Raw genomic sequence first — 17,980 nt, 5'->3', positions numbered from 1 at the left:
CTCCGGGCCACCCCTCTTCTTTTTCAGCCCCCGCTCAGCCCACGCGCGCGAGGGCCAGCCGCCCCTCCCAGCGCTCCTCGAGCGCCTTCACCAGCGCCTGGTGCTCGGGGGCGGCGAGCTTCGGATCCCTCGCGAGGATGCGCCGCGCCTCCTGCTGCGCCAGCGACAGCAGATCTCCATCGCGCGCGAGGTTGGCCACCGCCAGCTCCGGCAGGCCGCTCTGCCGCGTGCCGAGGAACTCACCCGGGCCGCGGATCTCCAGGTCCTTCTGCGCGATGACGAAGCCGTCGCTGCTGTGCTCCATCACCCCGAGCCGCTCCGAGGAGTCCATGGAGGAGCGCGCGAGGTTGGCCACGAGGAAGCAGAAGCTCACCGCCGCTCCGCGCCCCACCCGGCCGCGCAGCTGGTGCAGCTGCGACAGGCCGAAGCGCTCCGCGGACTCGATGACCATCACCGAGGCGTTGGGCACATCCACGCCCACCTCCACCACCGTGGTGCACACGAGCACCTGGATGGTGCCGGCCCGGAAGGCCTCCATGACGAGGTCCTTCTCCTCGGGCTTCATCCGCCCGTGGAGCAACCCCACCTCCACGCCAGGGAACACCTGGCGCAGCTTGTCCGCGCCGCGCGTGGCGTCCTCCAGGTCCAGCTTCTCCGACTCCTCCACCAGCGGGTACACCACGTAGGCCTGGTGGCCCTTCTGCACCTCGGACGCCACCGCCTCGTACACGCGCGCCCGCTGCTTGTCGTTGAAGACGCGCGTCTTCACCGGCGTGCGCCCCGGCGGCAGCTCGTCGATGATGGACACGTCCAGGTCCCCGTACAGCGTCATCGCCAGCGTGCGCGGAATGGGCGTGGCCGTCATCACCAGCACGTCCGGCGACACGCCCTTGCTCATCAGCGTGTGCCGCTGCAACACGCCGAAGCGGTGCTGCTCGTCGATGACGACGAAGCCCAGCTTCTCGAAGCCCACGTCCTGCTGGATGAGCGCGTGCGTGCCCACCGCCAGGTGGATCTCCCCTCGCGCCACCGCCTCGCGCACCTCGCGCTTGCGCTTCGCCGTCCCCGCCGCGCTCACCAGCCCCACCTTGTAGCCCAGGGGCTCCAGCAGCTTGCGGAACGTGCGCTCGTGCTGCTCGGCGAGGATCTCCGTGGGCGCCATCACCGCCACCTGGTAGCCGTCCTGCAACGCCACCAGCGCCGCCACCACCGCCACCGCCGTCTTCCCCGAGCCCACGTCGCCCTGCACCAGCCGGTTCATCGGCTCGGCCGCGCCCATGTCCTGGGCGATCTCCTCGATGACCTTCTTCTGCGCCCCCGTGAGCTGGAAGGGCAATGCCCCGCGCGCCTTCTCCAACCGCGGCGCCGACACGTCGAAGGTGATGCCCTTCTCCGTCTTCACCCCCTGCCGCTTCAGCCCCATGCCGAGCTGCAGGAAGAAGAGCTCGTCGAACGCCAGCCGCCGGTGCGCCGGGCTCAGGTGCCGGTCCAGCATCTCCGGATCCGCGTCCCCCGCCGGGAAGTGGAGGGCCTTGAGCGCCTCCGTCAGCGTCATCAGCTCCAGCTTCCGGCGCAGGCTCTCGGGCAGCGGCTCCTCCACGTGCTGCGCGTAGGACTCGCTCACCACCGAGGCCAGCTCCCGGAACATGCGCTGGTCCCCCCGCTCGAACCCCGGATACACCGGGACGATGCGGTTGAAGTGCACCGAGGACACCTCGAGGTCCTCCGCCGGCTCGATCTCCGGGTGCGCCATCTCGCGCCCCGACAGCGACGCGCGCACCTCGCCGGACAGCACCAGCCGCTTGCCCACCGGGAAGCGCGCCTTCAGCCACGGGCCCGCGTTGAAGTACGTCGCCGCGATGCTCCCCGAGCGGTCCGCCACCACCGCCCGGAAGTAGCGCTTGCCCGTCCGGCTCGGCACGAAGTCCGCCATCTTCACCACGCCCACCGTCACCCCACGCTCGCCCGGCATCAGCTCGGCGATCGTCTGCAGCTTGCGCCGATCCTCGTAGCAGCGCGGCAGCAGGAAGAGGATGTCCCCCACCCGCTTCAGCCCCTTCTTGTTCAGCGCCGCCAACAGCCTCGGGCCCAACCGCTTGCCCATCGTCTTCAGCGGAATCGCCAACGGCCCCGAGCGCGGCGCGATCGACAGCAGCTTCGCCTCCGCTCGCGACTCCTCCTGCCCCTTCGCCGCCTTCTTCTTCTTGCGCTTCGCGGCGGGTTTCTCCTCGGGAGCCGGGGGCGCCTCGGGTGGCGTGGAGGCCGCGGGCTTCGTGGCGCTCCGCGCGAGGATGGGGGGCGTGGGTCTCGCCGGGGCCGGGCGGCTCGCGAGTGGCGGCTGGGTGCCCTCGGCGGCGGTCGGGGACATCGCGCCCCGGTTTCCCGGGGGCGGAGGTGCCGGGGTTCGCGATTTCCACTCGGGCACGAGCTCGCGACGACCCTCACCCCGTCCCTCTCCCAGGGGGAGAGGGGAGCGGTTCAACCTGGGGGACTCGATACCCTCACCCCGGGGGGCCTTGCCCCCCCTTTGAACGACGGGGGGCTCCTCTCCCGGAGGGCGAGGGGATTTGGGCACGGTGGGGGATGGGGGCACTGGGGCGGATGGGGTGGCACCGGCGGGCATTGGGGGCGCCGCGCTCGCGACCTGGGCCAGCTCGTCGGGCAGTGGCACCCCGCTCAGCTTCAGCCCCGCCAGCACCCTCCTCAGCGCCTCCTTGCGCCGCTCAGGCGCCGGATGGTCCACGTGCGGCAACGCCGCCCTCAACTGCTTCAACGCCTCCCCGTCCACCCCCGTCGCCCCCGCCAGCGCGCGCTCCAACAGACTCCGCAGGTCCTTCACCGTCGACAGATGGGCGAAGTCACTCCGGCACGCGTAACGCAACGGTCCAACGAGACTGGTCAGCGGATGGTTCACAGGCAGGATCCGAGCGTTTCATCCTAAGGCGCGGCCTTCTCTCCGCCCACCAGAACGACACGGGGGAACGAGCTCGCGCCCGCTCCCCCGCCCGCCTGGCCTCGAGCTGTCTTCAGCCTTCCGCCGGCGCGTCTTCCTGCGGGTCCTCGAAGCGGACCTCCTGGACCTCGTACTCGCGGGTGCCGCCGGGGCTCTGCACGGTGGCGACGTCGCCCACCTTCTTGCCAATCAGCGCCCGGGCCACCGGCGACGTCACGGCGATCCACCGCTTCTTCAGGTCCGCCTCCAGCTCGCCCACCAGCCGGTAGGTGACCGTCTTGTCCGACTCCATGTCCAGCAGGTCCACCGTGGCACCGAAGACGACCTTGTCCCCGCCCAGCTTCGCCGGGTCGATCACCTCGGCCCGGGCGATCCAGTCGTTGAGGTCCAGGATGCGCCCCTCGATGTGGGACTGCTTCTCCTTGGCCGCGTGGTACTCGGCGTTCTCCCGCAGGTCCCCGTGCGCGCGCGCCACTTCGATCTCCCGGGAGATCTTCCCGCGCTCGACGGTCTGAAGGTGCTTCAGCTCCGCCTTCAGCTTCCGCAGACCCGACGGGGTCATTGGAATGTTCCCGCTCCCACTCATCGACACGACTCCTTCCCACGGCAACAGGTGAACGCTGGGGCCCCAGCCACCGCGCTTCAACGATGGCGGCGCCCGGGCCGAAAGGGAAACTGTAAAGGACGTTTGACTGGCCGGTCAACGAAACCCGCCGTCCGCCCCCGCTTCGGCGCATCTTCCGCCCGCCCGTCCCGCCGGACTTCTGGCATGCTGCCGCGCCGTGCTGTCCATCCAGGAGCTGCGCGCGCTCGGCGCGTCATTGTCCATCGGGGCCTTCCGCCGTCAATTGGGCCCCTTCGTCCTCATCCAGCGCGCCCCCGGACGGCCCTCGTCCGCCGCGCTCGAGCCCACCCGCGTGGCCTCCGCCGACGCCATTGAACAGGGCATGCTCTCGCTCCTCTTCGAGTTCGAGGACCTGCTCATCACCACCCTCCCCCCGCTGGCCCGCGTGGAGGAGCTCAGCGTGGGACGGCTGCCGGACTGCGAGCTGTTCATCGACGACGCCTCGGTGTCCAAGCGCCACGCCGTGCTGCGCTGGAACGAGCCCCAGGGCCGCTGCACCGTGCAGGACACCGGCTCCACCAACGGCACCTTCCTCAACGGCAGCACGCTCGGTACCCGCGAGACCACGCTCAAGGACGGGGACATCCTCAGCTTCGGCAATGTCCAGTTCTGGTACCTGGTGACGGACACGCTGCACGTGCGGCTGCACGGGACCCCGGCCGCCAAGGGAGCCAAGGGGCCCTACCGGGGCGGGTAGCGAGGAGCCCCGCTCAGGGCAGCCGGCCCGCGGCGGGGTTCTTTCGAGCCGTGGAGAAGGCGCCGCGCAGGGCGTCCACCACGCCGCCCACCTCGCCGGCGTACTGCACGGCGTGGATGGAGTAGAGGTCCTGTACATCCTCCAGGCGGCGGAAGACCTCCTTGAGGTGGGCGCGGTCGCGGGACTCGAGCGCGCACCGGGCCTCGGTGTCGCGCATGCCCTGCAACCAGTGGGTGCGGAACGTGAGCCACTCCTTGTCCACATCGCGGGCCGGTGAGATGCGCACCAGCTTCTCGCGCTCGGACTCGAGCTGGGACCAGAGCGAGTCCGCCGCGTCGAGGCACTCCCGGTAGGACAGCACCTGCTCCTCGGCGGGCTTCTTCTCCGGAGTCATGGCCCGCACCGAGCGCGTCACGCCGATGATGACCGCGATGCAGAAGGCGGACACCACGGCGATGTAGAGGCCATAGGCGGCGGCGCGGAAGGGACGGAAGCGGGGATCTTTCCGGGGATCGGACTCGGACACGGCCCCGTCTTACGACCGCGCGCCCTCCATGGCAACGCCCGGGTGAGCACCGCGTGCCTCCCTTGACGTCGCGGAATCCGTCGGATACCGCTCACCCCGGGCCACGGGGGATAGAACTCGACGAGGTCATCTCGAGGGCGCGAGTGCGCGCCCGACAATCGGGTAACGATTCATACTGTATCCCTCGTGGCCCACCTTGTTCGTCGAACCCGGAGGAGCAGCCACGCATGGCCCTGACCCCCTTCAGCCGGATCCGCCATGTCGGTGATCTGGCGCTCCACCTGGGGTGCTCTCCCGAAGAACTCCTCCACTTCGCGAACACGCAGCCCCAACGCCAGTTCTATGATCTGCTGAGAATCCCCAAGCGCAGGGGACGGGACAAGGTCCGGATCGTCTACCGGGCCAATGAAGAGTCGCTGGCCCGGATGCACAAGACCCTCGCGGGGGAGCTGGCTCCGCAAGAAGGGGAAGACTTCGACGAGTGTGTCCAGGGCTTCGTCCGCGACCGCTCCATCGTGACGAATGCCCGGAAGCACCTGGGGTGCAAGGTCCTACTCCACGCGGACATCCAGAACTTCTTCGAGTCCATAACACTGGCGCAGGTCATGTCGGTCTTCGAAACCCTGGGCTGCAATTCCGGCGTCGCGGCTCTCCTGGGAAGGCTGTGCACCCTGGATGGGTTCCTGCCGCAGGGCGCCCACGCCAGCCCTGCCCTGGCCAACCGGGTCTGCCTTCATCTGGATACGGACTTGAAGCAGCTCGCCGCGAGGCACGGGTGCGTGTACACCCGCTACGCGGATGACATCGCCTTCTCCGGGGACGAGGTGCCCGAGCCCCAACGCGTCGAGGCGATCCTGAACAAGCACGGATTCAAGCTCCGGGCGGAGAAGTGCCGGATCCAGCGGCGTGGGCACAGCCAGTTTGTCACCGGGCTTTCCGTGGCGGATACGCAGGGACCACGCTATTCCCGGCAAGCGAAGCGGTGGCTCCGGCTCGTCCTGCACTACGCCAGCCGCTACGGGCTCGAGAACCACCTCAAGCGAACAGGCAGGGGCAGTGCCAACCCCAAACTCGCCTACGCGGAGCTGGAGGGAATGGTCCGGTTCCTCCGCTCAGTGGAGCCTCGGACCACCGAGCGCATGAACCCACTGCTCGCGGAAATTGGTTTCAGGCTGCACGCGGATGCGCGGGAAGAGGCGCACGAGGGGGAAGATGAGAACGGGGAGCCGTGATGATTCAGGGGAGCGGGCGATTGCGGTAGAACTCCTCCCCCGTCACGACGTTCACCGCCCAGCGGAACTGGTTGCGGATCCTCTCGAAATCCGGGTCGGACTTCGGAGCGAGTGAATCCTCCGCGAGCCGCTCCAGGTGGGTGCGAATGATCGCGCAGCCATACTCGGCGACCATCAGGCAGAAATCGACCGGCTTGGGGACGAGGAACTCGGGTGTGCTGACATCAACCCAATTCCTGTCTCGTAGGGAGTCCCCGACGCTTTTCACGAGCGAGGCGAGGAGTGGGTGACGGCCCCGGATCGTGGCAGCGGGCCACTTCTTCGCGGCCAGACGGCTCTTGAGGAGAGCCGTGAAGAGCTCGCTCCGGCACGCCAGCTCATCGCGAGGGAGCCGATCTCTCGGCCCGTAGAAGACGAAGATGTCGAAGTTCGCCGTGGTCAGGAACTCGATCATCTTGTTGCGAGTCTTCTCGCCATCCACACCCGGTACGAAACCCTGCCGTTGGAGACGCTTGTTCTCTTCCGGAGAGAGGAGATAGGGATGGTGGAGCAGATCCTCGCGAAACTTCTCCACCGCAAGGGCCATCGCGTCCGGATACTGCATGACGACGCAGCCGGCGAGCGCGATCGAGGCGCCCTCCTCCCGGATCCCCGATTCCGCCAGGAACAGGTGGCGTGGCTCGCGCTTCGGGTTGAGCGTGTGCTCGGATGAAGCGTGGGACTGCGGCTGGAGTGGGGCTGGAGGAATCGGGGAAGCAGCAGGCACTGACGAGGGAACAGCGGGTGGCGCCTCCGTGACAACGGGACTGACCAGGACTGGGGCGAATTGGAGCGGAACCACTCCGCGGCGATGGAAGTCGAAGAGGGTGGACTCATGGCCCCTCAGATACAGCACCGGAGAGAACGCCTCGGCGCTCTCGTTGAACTTCGCCAGCACGGTACGCCGTGCGTCATGGAGGCTACCCGCCACATCTCCCGGATATGCGGCCGCCCCTGTCAGCGAGTGGTAGAACGCCGCCGAGCAATGCCTCGCCACATCCGCCTTGACGGGCCAGAGGTGTGCCACCACCGCGTCAGCCCCAGCCCTGACGAACCGCTCCGCAGCGCTGGCAAGTACGCCGGGCTGTGCTCCATCGCAGGCCTCGAGAACAACCAGGCGCAGCTCATCGCGAAACGAAGCCTCCAGTTGCTGGGCGAGCAACTCCGCCTTGATCCACGAGGGCTCGTCCTCATGGTCCGTGAGTTTCAGGAGGGGGGCTCCCGCCTCGAGTCCGCCGTGCCCGATGAAGTGGAGGATGTGGGGGATGGGCTCGCGCCGGAGTCGGTTGAGGAGGTATTCAGCAGCGCATCTTGGACCGGTGATCGGCTCGAGCCACTCGATCTCACCCGACTCGATGCTCAGATGGAGGGCTTTCCGGAGCCGGGAGGGCGCGTCCGCATCTGACGGGGAGATGACGAGCAACCGGATCGCACCAGTGATCTCGTGAGGCCGCCATGGCTTCGTCGAGTGGACGCCTCGCGCGACGAACACCCCTGGAGATGTGCCTAGGAAGCCGACGTCTTTGCCCGGCTGACAAAGTGCTTCCCAGGGGACCGCGTGAAGTTGGGGGTTCTGAAGCATCAGCCGCAGCAGGACTGGCGTACGACCCGCGGCGCCTCGCAGCTTGTGCAGAACCTCTTGGAGCTCGTGCTGGAAGAGCGCTGCATGGAACAACTGACTCCGAGGGAGGATGGTCCCAAGCGGCACTCCACGCGCTGCGGCCTTCCTCACCTGTTCGCTGAACTCACGAACGGCGTCGGGTGTGAACTGCGGTCCCAGGGAATGGGGGCGAGGATGCTCGCCCTGGCTGCCCCGAGCCGTAACGGAAAGTTCCACTTCCGACTCGAAGAGGGAGAGCTCCATCCAGAAGTGAGGAGGTGCCGATCCGCCGCTGCCCATGCCGTGGAGCATAGCCCACTGTGCTTCCCAGTGGACGCCTCACCCACGGCCCACCTCCCCCGATGCCGAGGCCCCTTCGGATGAGGAGCGTTCCCCGCACTGGCCGGGGAACGGGCTCCCTTCCCACGAAGATGGCGTCTACTTCCCTGGCGCGGGGGGCTGTTCTTCCTCCGGCGGGAGGAGGCCCGTGACGGGTACCATCGTATGGCCCGCGACCGAGAACTCGCTGTCGAGCGTGCTCTTGAGCGAGAGCTGCCCGATGTCATCCATCACGGGCGCCTCGGCGCGGAAGACGAAGCGATCCGCGAGCAGCACCTCGGGTCCTCCCGGAGAGCGGACCCACACGCTGTACCTCTGGGCAGGGAGATTGGCCAGGATGCGGATGTGGTAGGTGCTGTTGGCCGTATAGGGCACGGAGGCCGCGGCGGCGTAGCGGGTGCCGTTGTGCGCGTCGATGAAGCCCGCCGGATTCAGGCGCAGGTGCATCGCCAGCTCGGAGCGCGACACGACGGTGGCGGAGCTGTCGGCGTAGCCGATGACACCGTCGATGTTGTTGCTCCGGGGAGTCACGTCGAAGTCGATCATCTGGATGCCGGTGTGCCCGGGACCCAGGCTGCGCGTGCCCGCGTAGAAGCCCGGCTTCGAGAACCAGACGCTGCCCGCGCTGCCCACGACGGTGTGGCCGGACACGCGGTACTCATTGTCGACGAAGCCACTCTTGGTGAGGACCTTTCCGAGGTCATCCATCGGCGGAGCGCCCGTGCGGAAGCTGAAGCGGTCCGCCAGGAGGACTTCCGTGCCACCCGGCGGAGTCACCCAGACGCTGTACCTCTGGGCGGGGAGGTCGGCCACCATGCGGAAGTGGTAGGTGGAGAGGGGGACATAGGGGACGGGGTTGGCGGCGGCGTAGAGCGCCCCGTTGCGCACGTCGAAGAAACCGCTCGCGTTCATGCGGATGAGCATGGAGAGCTGCGAGAAGGCGGTGACGGTGGTGGAGCTGTCCGCGTAGCCGATGACGGAGTCGAGCGGCGCATCCAGGGGCGTCACATCGAACCGCACTGTGACGGTGCCGGTGTTGCCGCTGCCCAGGGCGTGCGTGGCCGCGGCGAAGTCGAGCTTCGAGTACCAATCGCTCGCGGAGGGAGGACGCGTCTGCCGCTGGAAGCGGCGCACGGCCTCGAGGAAGTAGTAGTCCCCGTAGATGAGATTCACATCCACCTCCTGGCCGGCGGGCAGGTGGCCCACGCCATGCAGGAGGAGTCCCGGGGTGGTGTCCGTCGAGTCCAGGTAGGCCGGGGAGCTGAGCGAGTCGAGCATCCGCAGGGCCGCGTTCCAGTACATCGACTGCCTGCTCGCATCCGGCACGTAGTTGCTCAGCTCCAGGAGCGCCGAGGCGACGATGGCGGCCGCCGAGGAGTCCTTCTGGAGGTTGGGCGCGTCGAAGTCCCAGTTGGGAACGGCGTCCGCGGGCAGCCGGCTCAGGTAGTAGTCGGTGACCCGCTGGGCGGCCTCCAGCATGCGCGGGTCATGCGTGTAGCGGTAGAGCATGGTGAAGCCATACACGTTCCAGGCCTGCCCGCGGGCCCAGGTGGAGGTGTTGGAATACCCCTGGAAGGTACCTCGGAAGAGCTGGGCGCCGGTGTTCGGGTCGTAGTCCACGACGTGGAAGGTGCTCCCATCCGGGCGCACGATGTCCGCCAGGTCGCGCAGGGCATGGTTGAGCGCCATGTCGCGCCAGCCCACCTGTCCCCCGTTCCGGGCGCCCCACAGGAGCAACTCCAGGTCCACCAGGGTGTCGGCGACCATCGGCAGGTGCCAGTCCGGGTTCCAATCACAGCAACTGATGATGTCGACCCGGGGGTTGTAACGGGAGGCCAGCGCCCCAGCCGCCGTCAGCAGCACCTGTTTGTAATAGGTATCTCCCGTCAGTTGGTACGCGAGGCCGTAGCTGGGCATGAACTTGAAGCCCAGATCGTGCGTCTGCATGTTGCATTGCTGGACCTCGAGCGGCCGCGTCCAGGCCTCGGCCCGCGTCCTCCAGTCGGGCGTGCGCGACTGCTCGTACAGCAGCCAGTTCTCGCCAGGGAAGAAGCCCTGCGTCCAGCCAATCATGTCGGTGGCGGGGACGAGCAACCATGTCCCATCCGGCCTCGAGCTCTTGGGGTACTGGCCCACGGGAGTCATCGCCGCCGTCCGTGCCACCTTCCGCTGGGCGACCTGGATGACCCGTCCCGCCGCTGCTCCGTCGAAGGCGCCCGCCGGACCCGCCAGAAGTGCACAGAAAAGTCCCCACAGCAGAAGAGCCTCAGGTCTTGATGTTACGCGCCTGTTCATTGCGTCACCTCGAGGAGGAAGAGCGAGCAAGATGGCGTGTGCGGCCCCATCCGCCATTGGCCGGGTGGGAGGGAGAACGCCCACTCATGAACCCATCACCCGCTACGCCCTCCAGTACTCCAACGGCTCCCCTGACTCCGGGATACTGCGCGAGCTCGTCATCGAGCGCGGGCTGCTCGAATTGGACTTCCAGGAGCTGGCCTTCTCCCAGAGCAGCCACGTGGACCCGGCCACGCGTGCGCAGCTCGGCCGCATCGTCCCCCCGGCGTTCTCCAGCGTTGTTCGCTCGCCGCCCAGCCAGGAGCACCCCAACCTGGGCCTGCCTGGTTCTTCGTCTCCTCCTGATACTCCTCATGCGGTTCAAAGTGTCCACCCCGTCCTGGCGCATGGTCTTTGTCTTCTGCCTCCTATCGCTGCTGCCCACCCAGGCGGTGGCCCAGGAGGCGAGTCCGGCTGGAAAGTCCGTGCTCCTGCTCATTCCCGAGGATACGGCGCTGCCCGCCATGGCGACGCTCGTCGCCAGTCTCCGCTCCTCCTTGTGGGAGGCCCAGGACGGCCCGCTCTCCGTGGATGTCGAGAGCCTGGATCTGGGTTGGGCCCGCGGGCCTGCCTACACACACGCCCTGCACACCTGGTATCTGGCCAAGTACCGGGAGCGCCGGCCGGATGCCCTCATCGCCTTCCGCTCCGACGCCATCCAGGTGGCCCTGCAACTGCGCCGGGAGCTGTGGCCGGATATTCCGATGATCGTCCTCTCCGAGGACGAGCGGCTCTGGGAGCAGCAGCCTCGCCCGGAGCGGGTGGCGGGCCTCTGGTTGCATTATGACATGAGGGCCACCGCGGAGCTGGCCCTGCGGCTGCTGCCTGGCACACGGAGGCTGGCGCTCGTCAACGGCTCCAGTCCCTGGGAGCGCGCTCGGCAGGAGCAGATGGTGCGAGAGCTGCAACCGCTGCTGGCACAGCGGGGGCTGGAGTTCATCGACCTGAGCAACCTGCCGCTGGCCGAGCTGCTCGAGCGCGCGAGGACCCTGCCGGACGACACCACGGTCCTCACCTTCACCTTCATGACCGATCCCAGCGGGAGACCCTTCGTGGGGCGCGAGATCGCACGCATGTGGCTCTCCTCCAGCAACCGGCCCTGCTTCGCCCTCCACGACACCGTCCTGGGTCTGGGATTCGTCGGCGGAGCGCTCGTCAGCTACGAGGCCGTGGGCCAACAACTGGGCATGCTCACCTCCCGTGTGTTGCGCGGAGAGCAGGAGGAATTCCTCACGCCCCTGAAGCCGGCCCCCGTGGACACGCTGACGGTCGATGCCCGCGCGCTGCGGCGCTGGGGCATCCCCCGCGAGCGGGTGCCTCCCGGGGTGCGGCTCGCCTTCGACGAGCCCACGCTCTGGGAGCGCTACCGCTGGTGGCTCCTGGGGGCCCTGACGCTCAGCGGCCTGCAGGCCCTGGTGGCCGGGGGGCTCGTGGTGGAGCGCCGCCGCCGCATGCGAGCCCAGGCCGAGCTCCTCGAGCGCCAACGCCTGGAGAAGCTCGCGGAGATAGAGGCGCGTCGAACCCTGGATCAGCTGGCCCACGTGAGCCGGGTGGCCGCCCTGGGCGAGCTGGCCGCCTCCCTGGCTCATGAGCTCAACCAGCCCCTGGCCGCCATCCTCAGCAACGCCCAGGCCGCACGCCGCCTGCTGAACGCCAACCCCGCGGAGCTGGACGAGGTGCGCGAGGCCCTCGGGGACATCATCTCCGACGACAAACGCGCGGGCGAAGTCATTCACCGCATGCGCGCGCTGCTCAAGCGGGGGGAGCCCCTGCAGGAGCTCCACTCGCTCAATGAGCTGGTGCGCGAGGTGGCTCGCCTGCTGGCCAACGACATGCACCTGCGCGGCGCGACCCTGCGGTTGGCGCTGGCCCCGTCGCTGCCCGCCGTCCAGGGGGACGGAATCCAGCTCCAACAGGTGGTGCTCAACCTGCTCATCAACGCCATGGATGCCATGGCCGATGTCCCCGTGGGCCAGCGTCAGCTGCAGGTCCACACCGCCTCGCCACGCCCGGGACAGGTGGAGCTGAGCGTGCAGGACTCGGGAGGAGGGATCGAGCCGTCACGGCTGTCCCTCATCTTCGAACCCTTCTACACCACCAAGAAGCACGGGCTGGGCATGGGGCTGTCCATCAGCCGCTCCATCGTCGAGGCGCACGGCGGCCGTTTGCAAGCCGAGAGCCCTCCGGGGCAGGGGGCTCTGCTACGGTGCGTGCTTCCCGCGGCGCACACGGAGTCCTCGCCATGACACAAGCCCCCGCCACCATCTTCCTCGTGGACGACGATGAGTCCGTGCTGCGGGGGCTGGGGCGGCTGCTGCGGGCCGCCGGCCATGCCACGAGGCCCTTCGCCTCGCCCTCCGAGTTCCTCGCGCAGCTGTCCGGGGACACGCCGGGCTGCGCCGTGCTGGACTTGCGGATGCCGGGGCTGAACGGGCTGGAGCTGCAGCAGGCCATGGAGTCCAAGGACTGCCACCTGCCTGTCATCTTCATCTCCGGCCACGGGGATGTGCCGGCCAGCGTCAGGGCCATGAAGGCCGGCGCCGTGGACTTCCTCCTGAAGCCCTTTGATGAGCAACAACTGCTGGGCGCCATCTCCCAGGCCTTGCTCAAGGACGCGGCTGCCCGCGCCGGCCGAGCCGAGACAGCCGCGCTGCATGCCCGTCATGCGGTCCTCACTCCCCGCGAGCGCGAGGTATGCGCGCTGGTGGCCCAGGGGCTGACCAACAAGGAGGTCGCCCAGCGGCTGGGCACCACCGAGAAGACCATCAAGGTGCACCGCGCCCGCCTCATCCAGAAGCTGGACGTGGACTCGGTGGCGGAGTTGGTGCGGTTCGTGGACCGCCTGGGCCAGGGCTGAGCCCGCGCTGTGCAGGTACCAGGTCCAATGACGGGTTCGCCGTGATGCCCGTGGGCCGTGGCGGCATGAGCTTCATCCCTGGCCAGAGCCCCCCTGGCGTGCTTCAGGGTTGTTCGCTCGCCACCCCGCCAGGAGCAGCAGTCCAGCGCCGAACATGAGGGCCACGTCCGCCACGTTGAAGATGCCCGTGCGCAGGGAGCCGATGCCGAGGTTCATGAAGTCCACGACACGTCCATCGTTCACCAGACGGTCGAACCAGTTGCTCAGTCCACCTCCAACGATCAGGGCGAGCGCCGCGGACTGGAGAGGCTCGAGCCGGCGGCTCATCACGAGGTAGACCAGCGTAGCGAGGAGGAGCACGCCCACTGCCGCGATGAACAGCCAGAATCGCACGGCGTGAGGAAGGCCGCCGCCGAGGCTCAGGAAGGCGCCGGGATTCTCGGCGAAAGTGAGCCGCAGGAGCCCGCCCAGGAAGCTCCGGGTGGGCTCATCGCGGAGTTGCGAGATGGCCAGTTGCTTGGTGGCCTGATCGCAGCCCACCGTCCCCGCGAGGACCAGCGACACGAGCGTGAGTCGATACCGACGGGCCCATGGATTCATCCTCCGAGGATGCCAGACTTGCCCTGCCCCATCCACCGTGTCCGGCTGAGTTGGAGGACGCGGCTGATGGCCGCGTGCTGCGTGGCGTCGGGAACCCCCGGTGAGCACCGAGCCATCCGGAACCATGGGTCTGGCGGCACCTTCGAGACCCCGCGCTGCGTCTGCCCTCGAGGGCCCCGCTCGGATAAGCTCACGTCCGGACCCGAGGGCCCTCATGGACGAACAACACGAAGCAGGGCCGCGCGGCGTCGTGGAGGACCAGGCCGGGTACTCGCGACGGGTCGGGCTCTTCTCGGGCGTCATGCTCGTCATCGGCGGCATCATCGGCTCGGGCATCTTCCTCAACCCCTCCATCGTCGCGCAGCGGGTCCACACACCGGAGCTCACCCTGGGCGTCTGGGTGCTCGGCGGGGTGGTGGCGCTGATCGGGGCCTTCGTCTACGGCGAGCTCGGTCAGCGCGCCCCGAAGGCGGGTGGCAGCTACGTCTACCTTCGCGATGCCTTCGGACCGCTGCCGGCCTTCCTCAACGCCTGGGGCCTGCTGCTCATCATCGCCACCGGAGCAGTCGCGGCGGTGGCGGTGGCCTTCGCGAGCTACACGGTCGCGCTGCTCGCGCTGCCGGACACGGCCCGGCTTCCGCTCGCGGTGGGCGCCATCGTCCTGCTCTCGGGCATCAACTACGTCGGAGTGAGGCTCGGAGCGCTCACCCAGAATGTGTTCACGCTCCTGAAGCTGGTGGCGCTCGCGGTGCTCTGCGGTGCCGGGCTTCTGCTGGCCAGAGTGACGCCGGAGACAGCCGTCGGCGCTTCCACCGCCATGCCGGACTCACTCGGACTGGCCGTGGGCGCGGCACTGGTCCCCGTTCTCTTCAGCTACGGCGGCTGGCAGCAGACCAACTTCGTGGCCGAGGAGATGATCGACCCCGAGCGCAACCTGCCACGCGCGCTGCTCCTCGGCGTCATCGCCGTGGTGACGGTCTACCTCCTCGCCAACCTCACCTACCTGCGCACGCTCGGTGCGGAGGGGCTCGCGGCGAGCAGCGCTCCCGCGGCGGACGCGCTCGGACAACTGCTCGGACCCGGAGGCCGGACGTTCATCACGGCGGGCATCGCGGTGTCCACGTTCGGATTCCTGAACCTGGTCATCCTCGTCTCACCGCGCGTCTACCAGGCCATGGCGGCGGATGGGCTCTTCTTCCCGCGACTCGCCCGGCTACATCCCCGCTACCGCACTCCCACGTCCGCCATCGTGTTCCAGGCGGCCTGGGCCATTGTCCTCACCCTCTCCGGGACCTACGGCGACCTGCTCGACTCCGTCGTCTTCGCCGACTGGCTCGTCTTTGGCGCCACGGCGGCCACGCTCTTCGTCTATCGCGCACGCGAGCGTGCGGGCAGCGTGCCGCGAGCGCGATATCGGGTTCCCGGCTACCCCATCACCCCGCTGCTCTTCATCGCGGCCGCCGCCTACGTCGTCATCGGGTCCATCGCGTCGAACCCCGCCAACGCACTCAAGGGGGCGCTGCTCCTGCTCGCCGGCGTCCCGGTCTTCTTCTTCTGGCGGCACCGCACGTCCGTGGGGAAGAGCGCGCCCCAAATGAGCGCACAGGCCGGCGGCGAAGGCTGAGGCGCACGGGCTAGCGGCCGGGTACGTCAGTTCTTTCAGGGGTGCTCTTGCAGGAGCACGGGGCGCCTTCCGGCCGCGCGGCGTGCCGGGGGCTCGGGGTCCACATGGTGGACGGGCTACACTCCATCCCACCATGGCGACTCGAACGAAAGCAGCGAAGAAGCAGGTGAAGGCCCCCTCCAAGGCGAAGAAGGCCGTGTCGAAGAAGAGTCCGGCGAGGATCCTTCTGCCCAGCGGAGCCACGGACGACGACAAGAAGAAGGCCACGCCAAGGAAGAGCCCAGCGCGCCGTAAGTCCGGCAAGTAACCCGGACATCAGCCAGGATATGTTCCGGCCATGAACGACATGTCCTGGAAGAAACTCGCATTGCCGCTGACGCTGTTGCTCGGTGGGTGCGCCACCCAGTCTGGACGGACCAGCCTCGCCGATACGATGGCGCGTACCCGCGTCGTCGACATCAGCCATCCCCTCACGGAGCGGATGCCTGTCTATCCCGGGGGCACGCTGATGTCCGCGAAGCTCAAGGGCACCGTCGAGAAGGACGGGTACTACATCCGCGACTTCACGGTGGGCGAGCACACGGGGACGCATGTGGACGCTCCGGCCCATTTCGCCGCCGGTGCGAAGACGGTGGACCAGATCCCAGTGGAGTCTCTGGCGGGCCCGGCCGCCGTGGTGGACGTCTCGGACAAGGCCGCGCAGAACGCGGACTACGAAGTGACGGTGGAGGACCTCGAGGCCTGGGAGCGGCAGCATGGTGCGCTGAAGCCCCAGCACATCGTGCTCATCCGCACCGGCTGGGCCTCGCGCTGGCCGGATGCGGCGCGCTACGGCAATGCGGACGCCTCCGGCGTGATGCACTTCCCCGGAGTCTCCATGGCCGCGAGCCAATTGCTGAACACTCGTCAGGTGCGCGGCATTGGCATCGACACGCTCTCGACGGACCCGGGGCCGAGCAAGACGTTCGAGCAGCACCGGCACTTCCTATCGGGTGGCGGCTATCACATCGAAAACCTCGCGGACCTCTCCGCCCTGCCGGCCAATGGGGCCTACGTCGTCGTGCAGCCGGTAGCCGTGCAGGGCGGCAGTGGCAGCCCCGCGCGCGTGCTGGCCTTCATTCCCCAGGAGAACCGTTAGACATCAGGTGCGGAGCGTGGCGCCCGTGGCCTTGCGCCACGCTCCGAGCAGGTGATCGACCACCTCCCGCAGCCCCACGCCCTTCGTCACCTGCGTGAAGACGAAGGGCCCGTCCCCGCGCATCTTCCGCGCGTCGCGATCCATCACCGACAGGTCCGCGCCCACGTGCGGCGCCAGGTCCGTCTTGTTGATGATCAGCAGGTCCGACTGGGTGATGCCCGGCCCGCCCTTGCGCGGCACCTTGTCCCCGCCCGCCACGTCGATCACGTACACCGTGTAGTCCGCCAGCTCCCGGCTGTACTGCGCCGCCAGGTTGTCTCCCCCACTCTCGACAATCAGCAGCTCCGGCTTCAGCGCCTCCATCAGCTCCTCGAGCGCCAGCAGGTTGTGGCTGATGTCCTCGCGAATCGCCGCGTGCGGGCAGCCGCCCGTCTCCACCGCCTTGATGCGCTCGGGCGAGAGCGCCTTGTTGCGCACCAGGAACTCCGCGTCCTCCTGCGTGAAGATGTCGTTGGTCACCACGCCCAACCGGTAGCGCTCCCTCAGCTCCCGGCACAGCGCCAGCACCAGCGCCGTCTTCCCGCTCCCCACCGGCCCTCCAATGCCAATCGTGAAGGCCCTCGCCGCGTAGTCGCGCCGCTCGGACTGCTCGCGCTCGTGGAAGTGGCCCGGGTGGTCCCACTCCTCATGCGTGTGGTCATGGTCGTCGTCATGGCCGTGGCCACGGTGGTCGTCGTGCATGGTTCACCTCAGGAAAGGAACAACCGTGAGTAGAGCCTGTCGTGCGTGGAGCCGAGCAGGTCCATCAAGGGCGACGTCTGCGCCAGTGACTCCACCCCCAGCCCGGCACACGTCTCCAGCACCGAGTCCAGCAGGGGCGCGCACCGGTTCTGCATCTGGTGGGACTCGTGCGTGCCGACGATCCCAATTCTCACCGCCGCGGACAGCGCCCCGCGCAGCGTGAGGGACAACAGGAGCTGCTGCGCGTCGGACAGCTCGACGTCCAGCACCCGCAGCACCGCGCCGAACAGGGGCGCGTGGTGGTAGCGAACCCTGGCCTCCCGCGCCGCCTGCCGCAACGGCCCCACCGGTCCGGGAAAGATGCGCGCACACGTGTCCAGGAAGGCCCGCCCCTGTGTGCGGCTCGCCCGGTTGGCCACATGGTTGGTGAGGAAGGCGTCCGCGCGGGCATCCAACGCGCCCAACGTGGAGGGCTCACGCCAGGCCGCTCCCAACAGGGGCAGCGCCCCGTGCCCCGTCTGCCACAGCAGCTCGCGCACGAAGCGCTCCAGGCTCTCGCGCTCGCGCACCTCGCCCTGCTGTACCGCCGCCTCCAGGCCTCCCGAGTGCGCGAAGCCTCCCGTGGGGAAGCCCGAGTCGGCCAGCTGCAGCACCCTCCACGCGGAGCCCATGTCC

The 17,980-nt window shown here is 68.4% G+C and carries 15 protein-coding genes; 7 read left to right on the top strand and 8 right to left on the bottom strand.

The window, feature by feature from the left end; translation table 11 throughout:
* Positions 1-34: 34 nt before the first annotated feature.
* Together recG and greA are read right to left on the bottom strand one after the other, a co-directional pair.
* The gene (gene recG / locus Q664_RS41025; protein WP_043409215.1) at positions 35-2,914 is read right to left on the bottom strand and encodes an ATP-dependent DNA helicase RecG; all 2,880 of its coding nucleotides are present in this window, start codon (positions 2,912-2,914) and stop codon (positions 35-37) included.
* Between the two features lie 112 nt (positions 2,915-3,026).
* Positions 3,027-3,539, bottom strand: a complete 513-nt coding sequence (gene greA, locus Q664_RS41020) for a transcription elongation factor GreA (RefSeq protein ID WP_043409213.1) — start codon at positions 3,537-3,539, stop codon at positions 3,027-3,029.
* 196 nt (positions 3,540-3,735) lie between these two features.
* Here greA and Q664_RS41015 point away from each other — a divergent pair, with 196 nt between their 5' ends.
* Positions 3,736-4,275, top strand: a complete 540-nt coding sequence (locus Q664_RS41015) for an FHA domain-containing protein (RefSeq protein WP_052519298.1) — start codon at positions 3,736-3,738, stop codon at positions 4,273-4,275.
* Positions 4,276-4,288: 13 nt separating this feature from the next.
* Here Q664_RS41015 and Q664_RS41010 read toward each other — a convergent pair whose 3' ends face one another.
* Complete coding sequence (locus Q664_RS41010; protein WP_043409211.1) at positions 4,289-4,801, bottom strand: hypothetical protein; 513 nt, start codon at positions 4,799-4,801, stop codon at positions 4,289-4,291.
* Between the two features lie 227 nt (positions 4,802-5,028).
* Here Q664_RS41010 and Q664_RS53340 point away from each other — a divergent pair, with 227 nt between their 5' ends.
* On the top strand, positions 5,029-6,033 hold the full coding sequence (locus Q664_RS53340) for a reverse transcriptase family protein (protein ID WP_052519297.1): 1,005 nt from the start codon (positions 5,029-5,031) through the stop codon (positions 6,031-6,033).
* Between the two features lie 4 nt (positions 6,034-6,037).
* Here the strand turns inward: Q664_RS53340 and Q664_RS53335 are convergent, their stop codons facing one another.
* Together Q664_RS53335 and Q664_RS40995 are read right to left on the bottom strand one after the other, a co-directional pair.
* Positions 6,038-7,936: a CHAT domain-containing protein gene (locus tag Q664_RS53335; protein ID WP_160174611.1), complete on the bottom strand. Its 1,899-nt coding sequence runs from the start codon at positions 7,934-7,936 to the stop codon at positions 6,038-6,040.
* Positions 7,937-8,110: 174 nt separating this feature from the next.
* Positions 8,111-10,174: a glycoside hydrolase family protein gene (locus tag Q664_RS40995; RefSeq protein WP_235217076.1), complete on the bottom strand. Its 2,064-nt coding sequence runs from the start codon at positions 10,172-10,174 to the stop codon at positions 8,111-8,113.
* 485 nt (positions 10,175-10,659) lie between these two features.
* On the opposite strand from Q664_RS40995, the gene Q664_RS40985 reads away from it, so the two are divergent.
* Together Q664_RS40985 and Q664_RS40980 are read left to right on the top strand one after the other, a co-directional pair.
* Positions 10,660-12,591, top strand: coding sequence for a sensor histidine kinase (locus Q664_RS40985; RefSeq protein ID WP_043409206.1), 1,932 nt, complete (start codon positions 10,660-10,662; stop codon positions 12,589-12,591).
* A complete protein-coding gene (locus tag Q664_RS40980; RefSeq protein WP_043409204.1) occupies positions 12,588-13,202 on the top strand; it encodes a response regulator transcription factor in 615 nt (204 codons plus the stop codon). Before Q664_RS40985 ends, Q664_RS40980 begins: the two co-directional genes overlap by 4 nt.
* 72 nt (positions 13,203-13,274) lie before the next feature.
* On the opposite strand, the gene lspA is transcribed toward Q664_RS40980, so the two are convergent.
* A complete protein-coding gene (gene lspA, locus Q664_RS40975; protein ID WP_052519294.1) occupies positions 13,275-13,766 on the bottom strand; it encodes a signal peptidase II in 492 nt (163 codons plus the stop codon).
* A gap of 250 nt (positions 13,767-14,016) precedes the next feature.
* On the opposite strand from lspA, the gene Q664_RS40970 reads away from it, so the two are divergent.
* From Q664_RS40970 to Q664_RS40965, 3 genes are all read left to right on the top strand, one after another.
* Positions 14,017-15,426 carry an APC family permease gene (locus Q664_RS40970; protein WP_052519293.1) on the top strand — a complete coding sequence of 470 codons (1,410 nt, stop codon included), beginning with the start codon at positions 14,017-14,019 and terminating at the stop codon, positions 15,424-15,426.
* Between the two features lie 133 nt (positions 15,427-15,559).
* The gene (locus tag Q664_RS58475; RefSeq protein ID WP_152622629.1) at positions 15,560-15,733 is read left to right on the top strand and encodes a histone H1; all 174 of its coding nucleotides are present in this window, start codon (positions 15,560-15,562) and stop codon (positions 15,731-15,733) included.
* Positions 15,734-15,763: 30 nt separating this feature from the next.
* Positions 15,764-16,564, top strand: coding sequence for a cyclase family protein (locus Q664_RS40965; RefSeq protein ID WP_084610769.1), 801 nt, complete (start codon positions 15,764-15,766; stop codon positions 16,562-16,564).
* 3 nt (positions 16,565-16,567) lie between these two features.
* Here Q664_RS40965 and ureG read toward each other — a convergent pair whose 3' ends face one another.
* Positions 16,568-17,305, bottom strand: coding sequence for an urease accessory protein UreG (ureG, locus tag Q664_RS40960; protein WP_043409197.1), 738 nt, complete (start codon positions 17,303-17,305; stop codon positions 16,568-16,570).
* A gap of 8 nt (positions 17,306-17,313) precedes the next feature.
* Entirely contained in the window at positions 17,314-17,976 is a 663-nt protein-coding gene (locus Q664_RS40955; RefSeq protein WP_043409195.1) for an urease accessory protein UreF, read from the bottom strand.
* Between the last annotated feature and the right edge of the window lie 4 nt (positions 17,977-17,980).

Source organism: Archangium violaceum Cb vi76 (assembly GCF_000733295.1).
GTDB lineage: Bacteria > Myxococcota > Myxococcia > Myxococcales > Myxococcaceae > Archangium > Archangium violaceum.
This window is presented reverse-complemented; position numbering and strand designations above follow the sequence as displayed.

Bases quoted from the DNA above. Each gene is read 5' to 3' on its own strand.
- greA (WP_043409213.1), bottom strand. From the start codon at position 3,539: ATGAGTGGGAGCGGGAACATTCCAATGACCCCGTCGGGTCTGCGGAAG.
- Q664_RS53340 (WP_052519297.1), top strand. From the start codon at position 5,029: ATGGCCCTGACCCCCTTCAGCCGGATCCGCCATGTCGGTGATCTGGCG.
- Q664_RS53335 (WP_160174611.1), bottom strand. From the start codon at position 7,936: ATGGAGCTCTCCCTCTTCGAGTCGGAAGTGGAACTTTCCGTTACGGCT.
- Q664_RS40985 (WP_043409206.1), top strand. From the start codon at position 10,660: ATGCGGTTCAAAGTGTCCACCCCGTCCTGGCGCATGGTCTTTGTCTTC.
- Q664_RS40980 (WP_043409204.1), top strand. From the start codon at position 12,588: ATGACACAAGCCCCCGCCACCATCTTCCTCGTGGACGACGATGAGTCC.
- Q664_RS40970 (WP_052519293.1), top strand. From the start codon at position 14,017: ATGGACGAACAACACGAAGCAGGGCCGCGCGGCGTCGTGGAGGACCAG.
- Q664_RS58475 (WP_152622629.1), top strand. From the start codon at position 15,560: ATGGCGACTCGAACGAAAGCAGCGAAGAAGCAGGTGAAGGCCCCCTCC.
- Q664_RS40965 (WP_084610769.1), top strand. From the start codon at position 15,764: ATGAACGACATGTCCTGGAAGAAACTCGCATTGCCGCTGACGCTGTTG.
- ureG (WP_043409197.1), bottom strand. From the start codon at position 17,305: ATGCACGACGACCACCGTGGCCACGGCCATGACGACGACCATGACCAC.
- Q664_RS40955 (WP_043409195.1), bottom strand. From the start codon at position 17,976: ATGGGCTCCGCGTGGAGGGTGCTGCAGCTGGCCGACTCGGGCTTCCCC.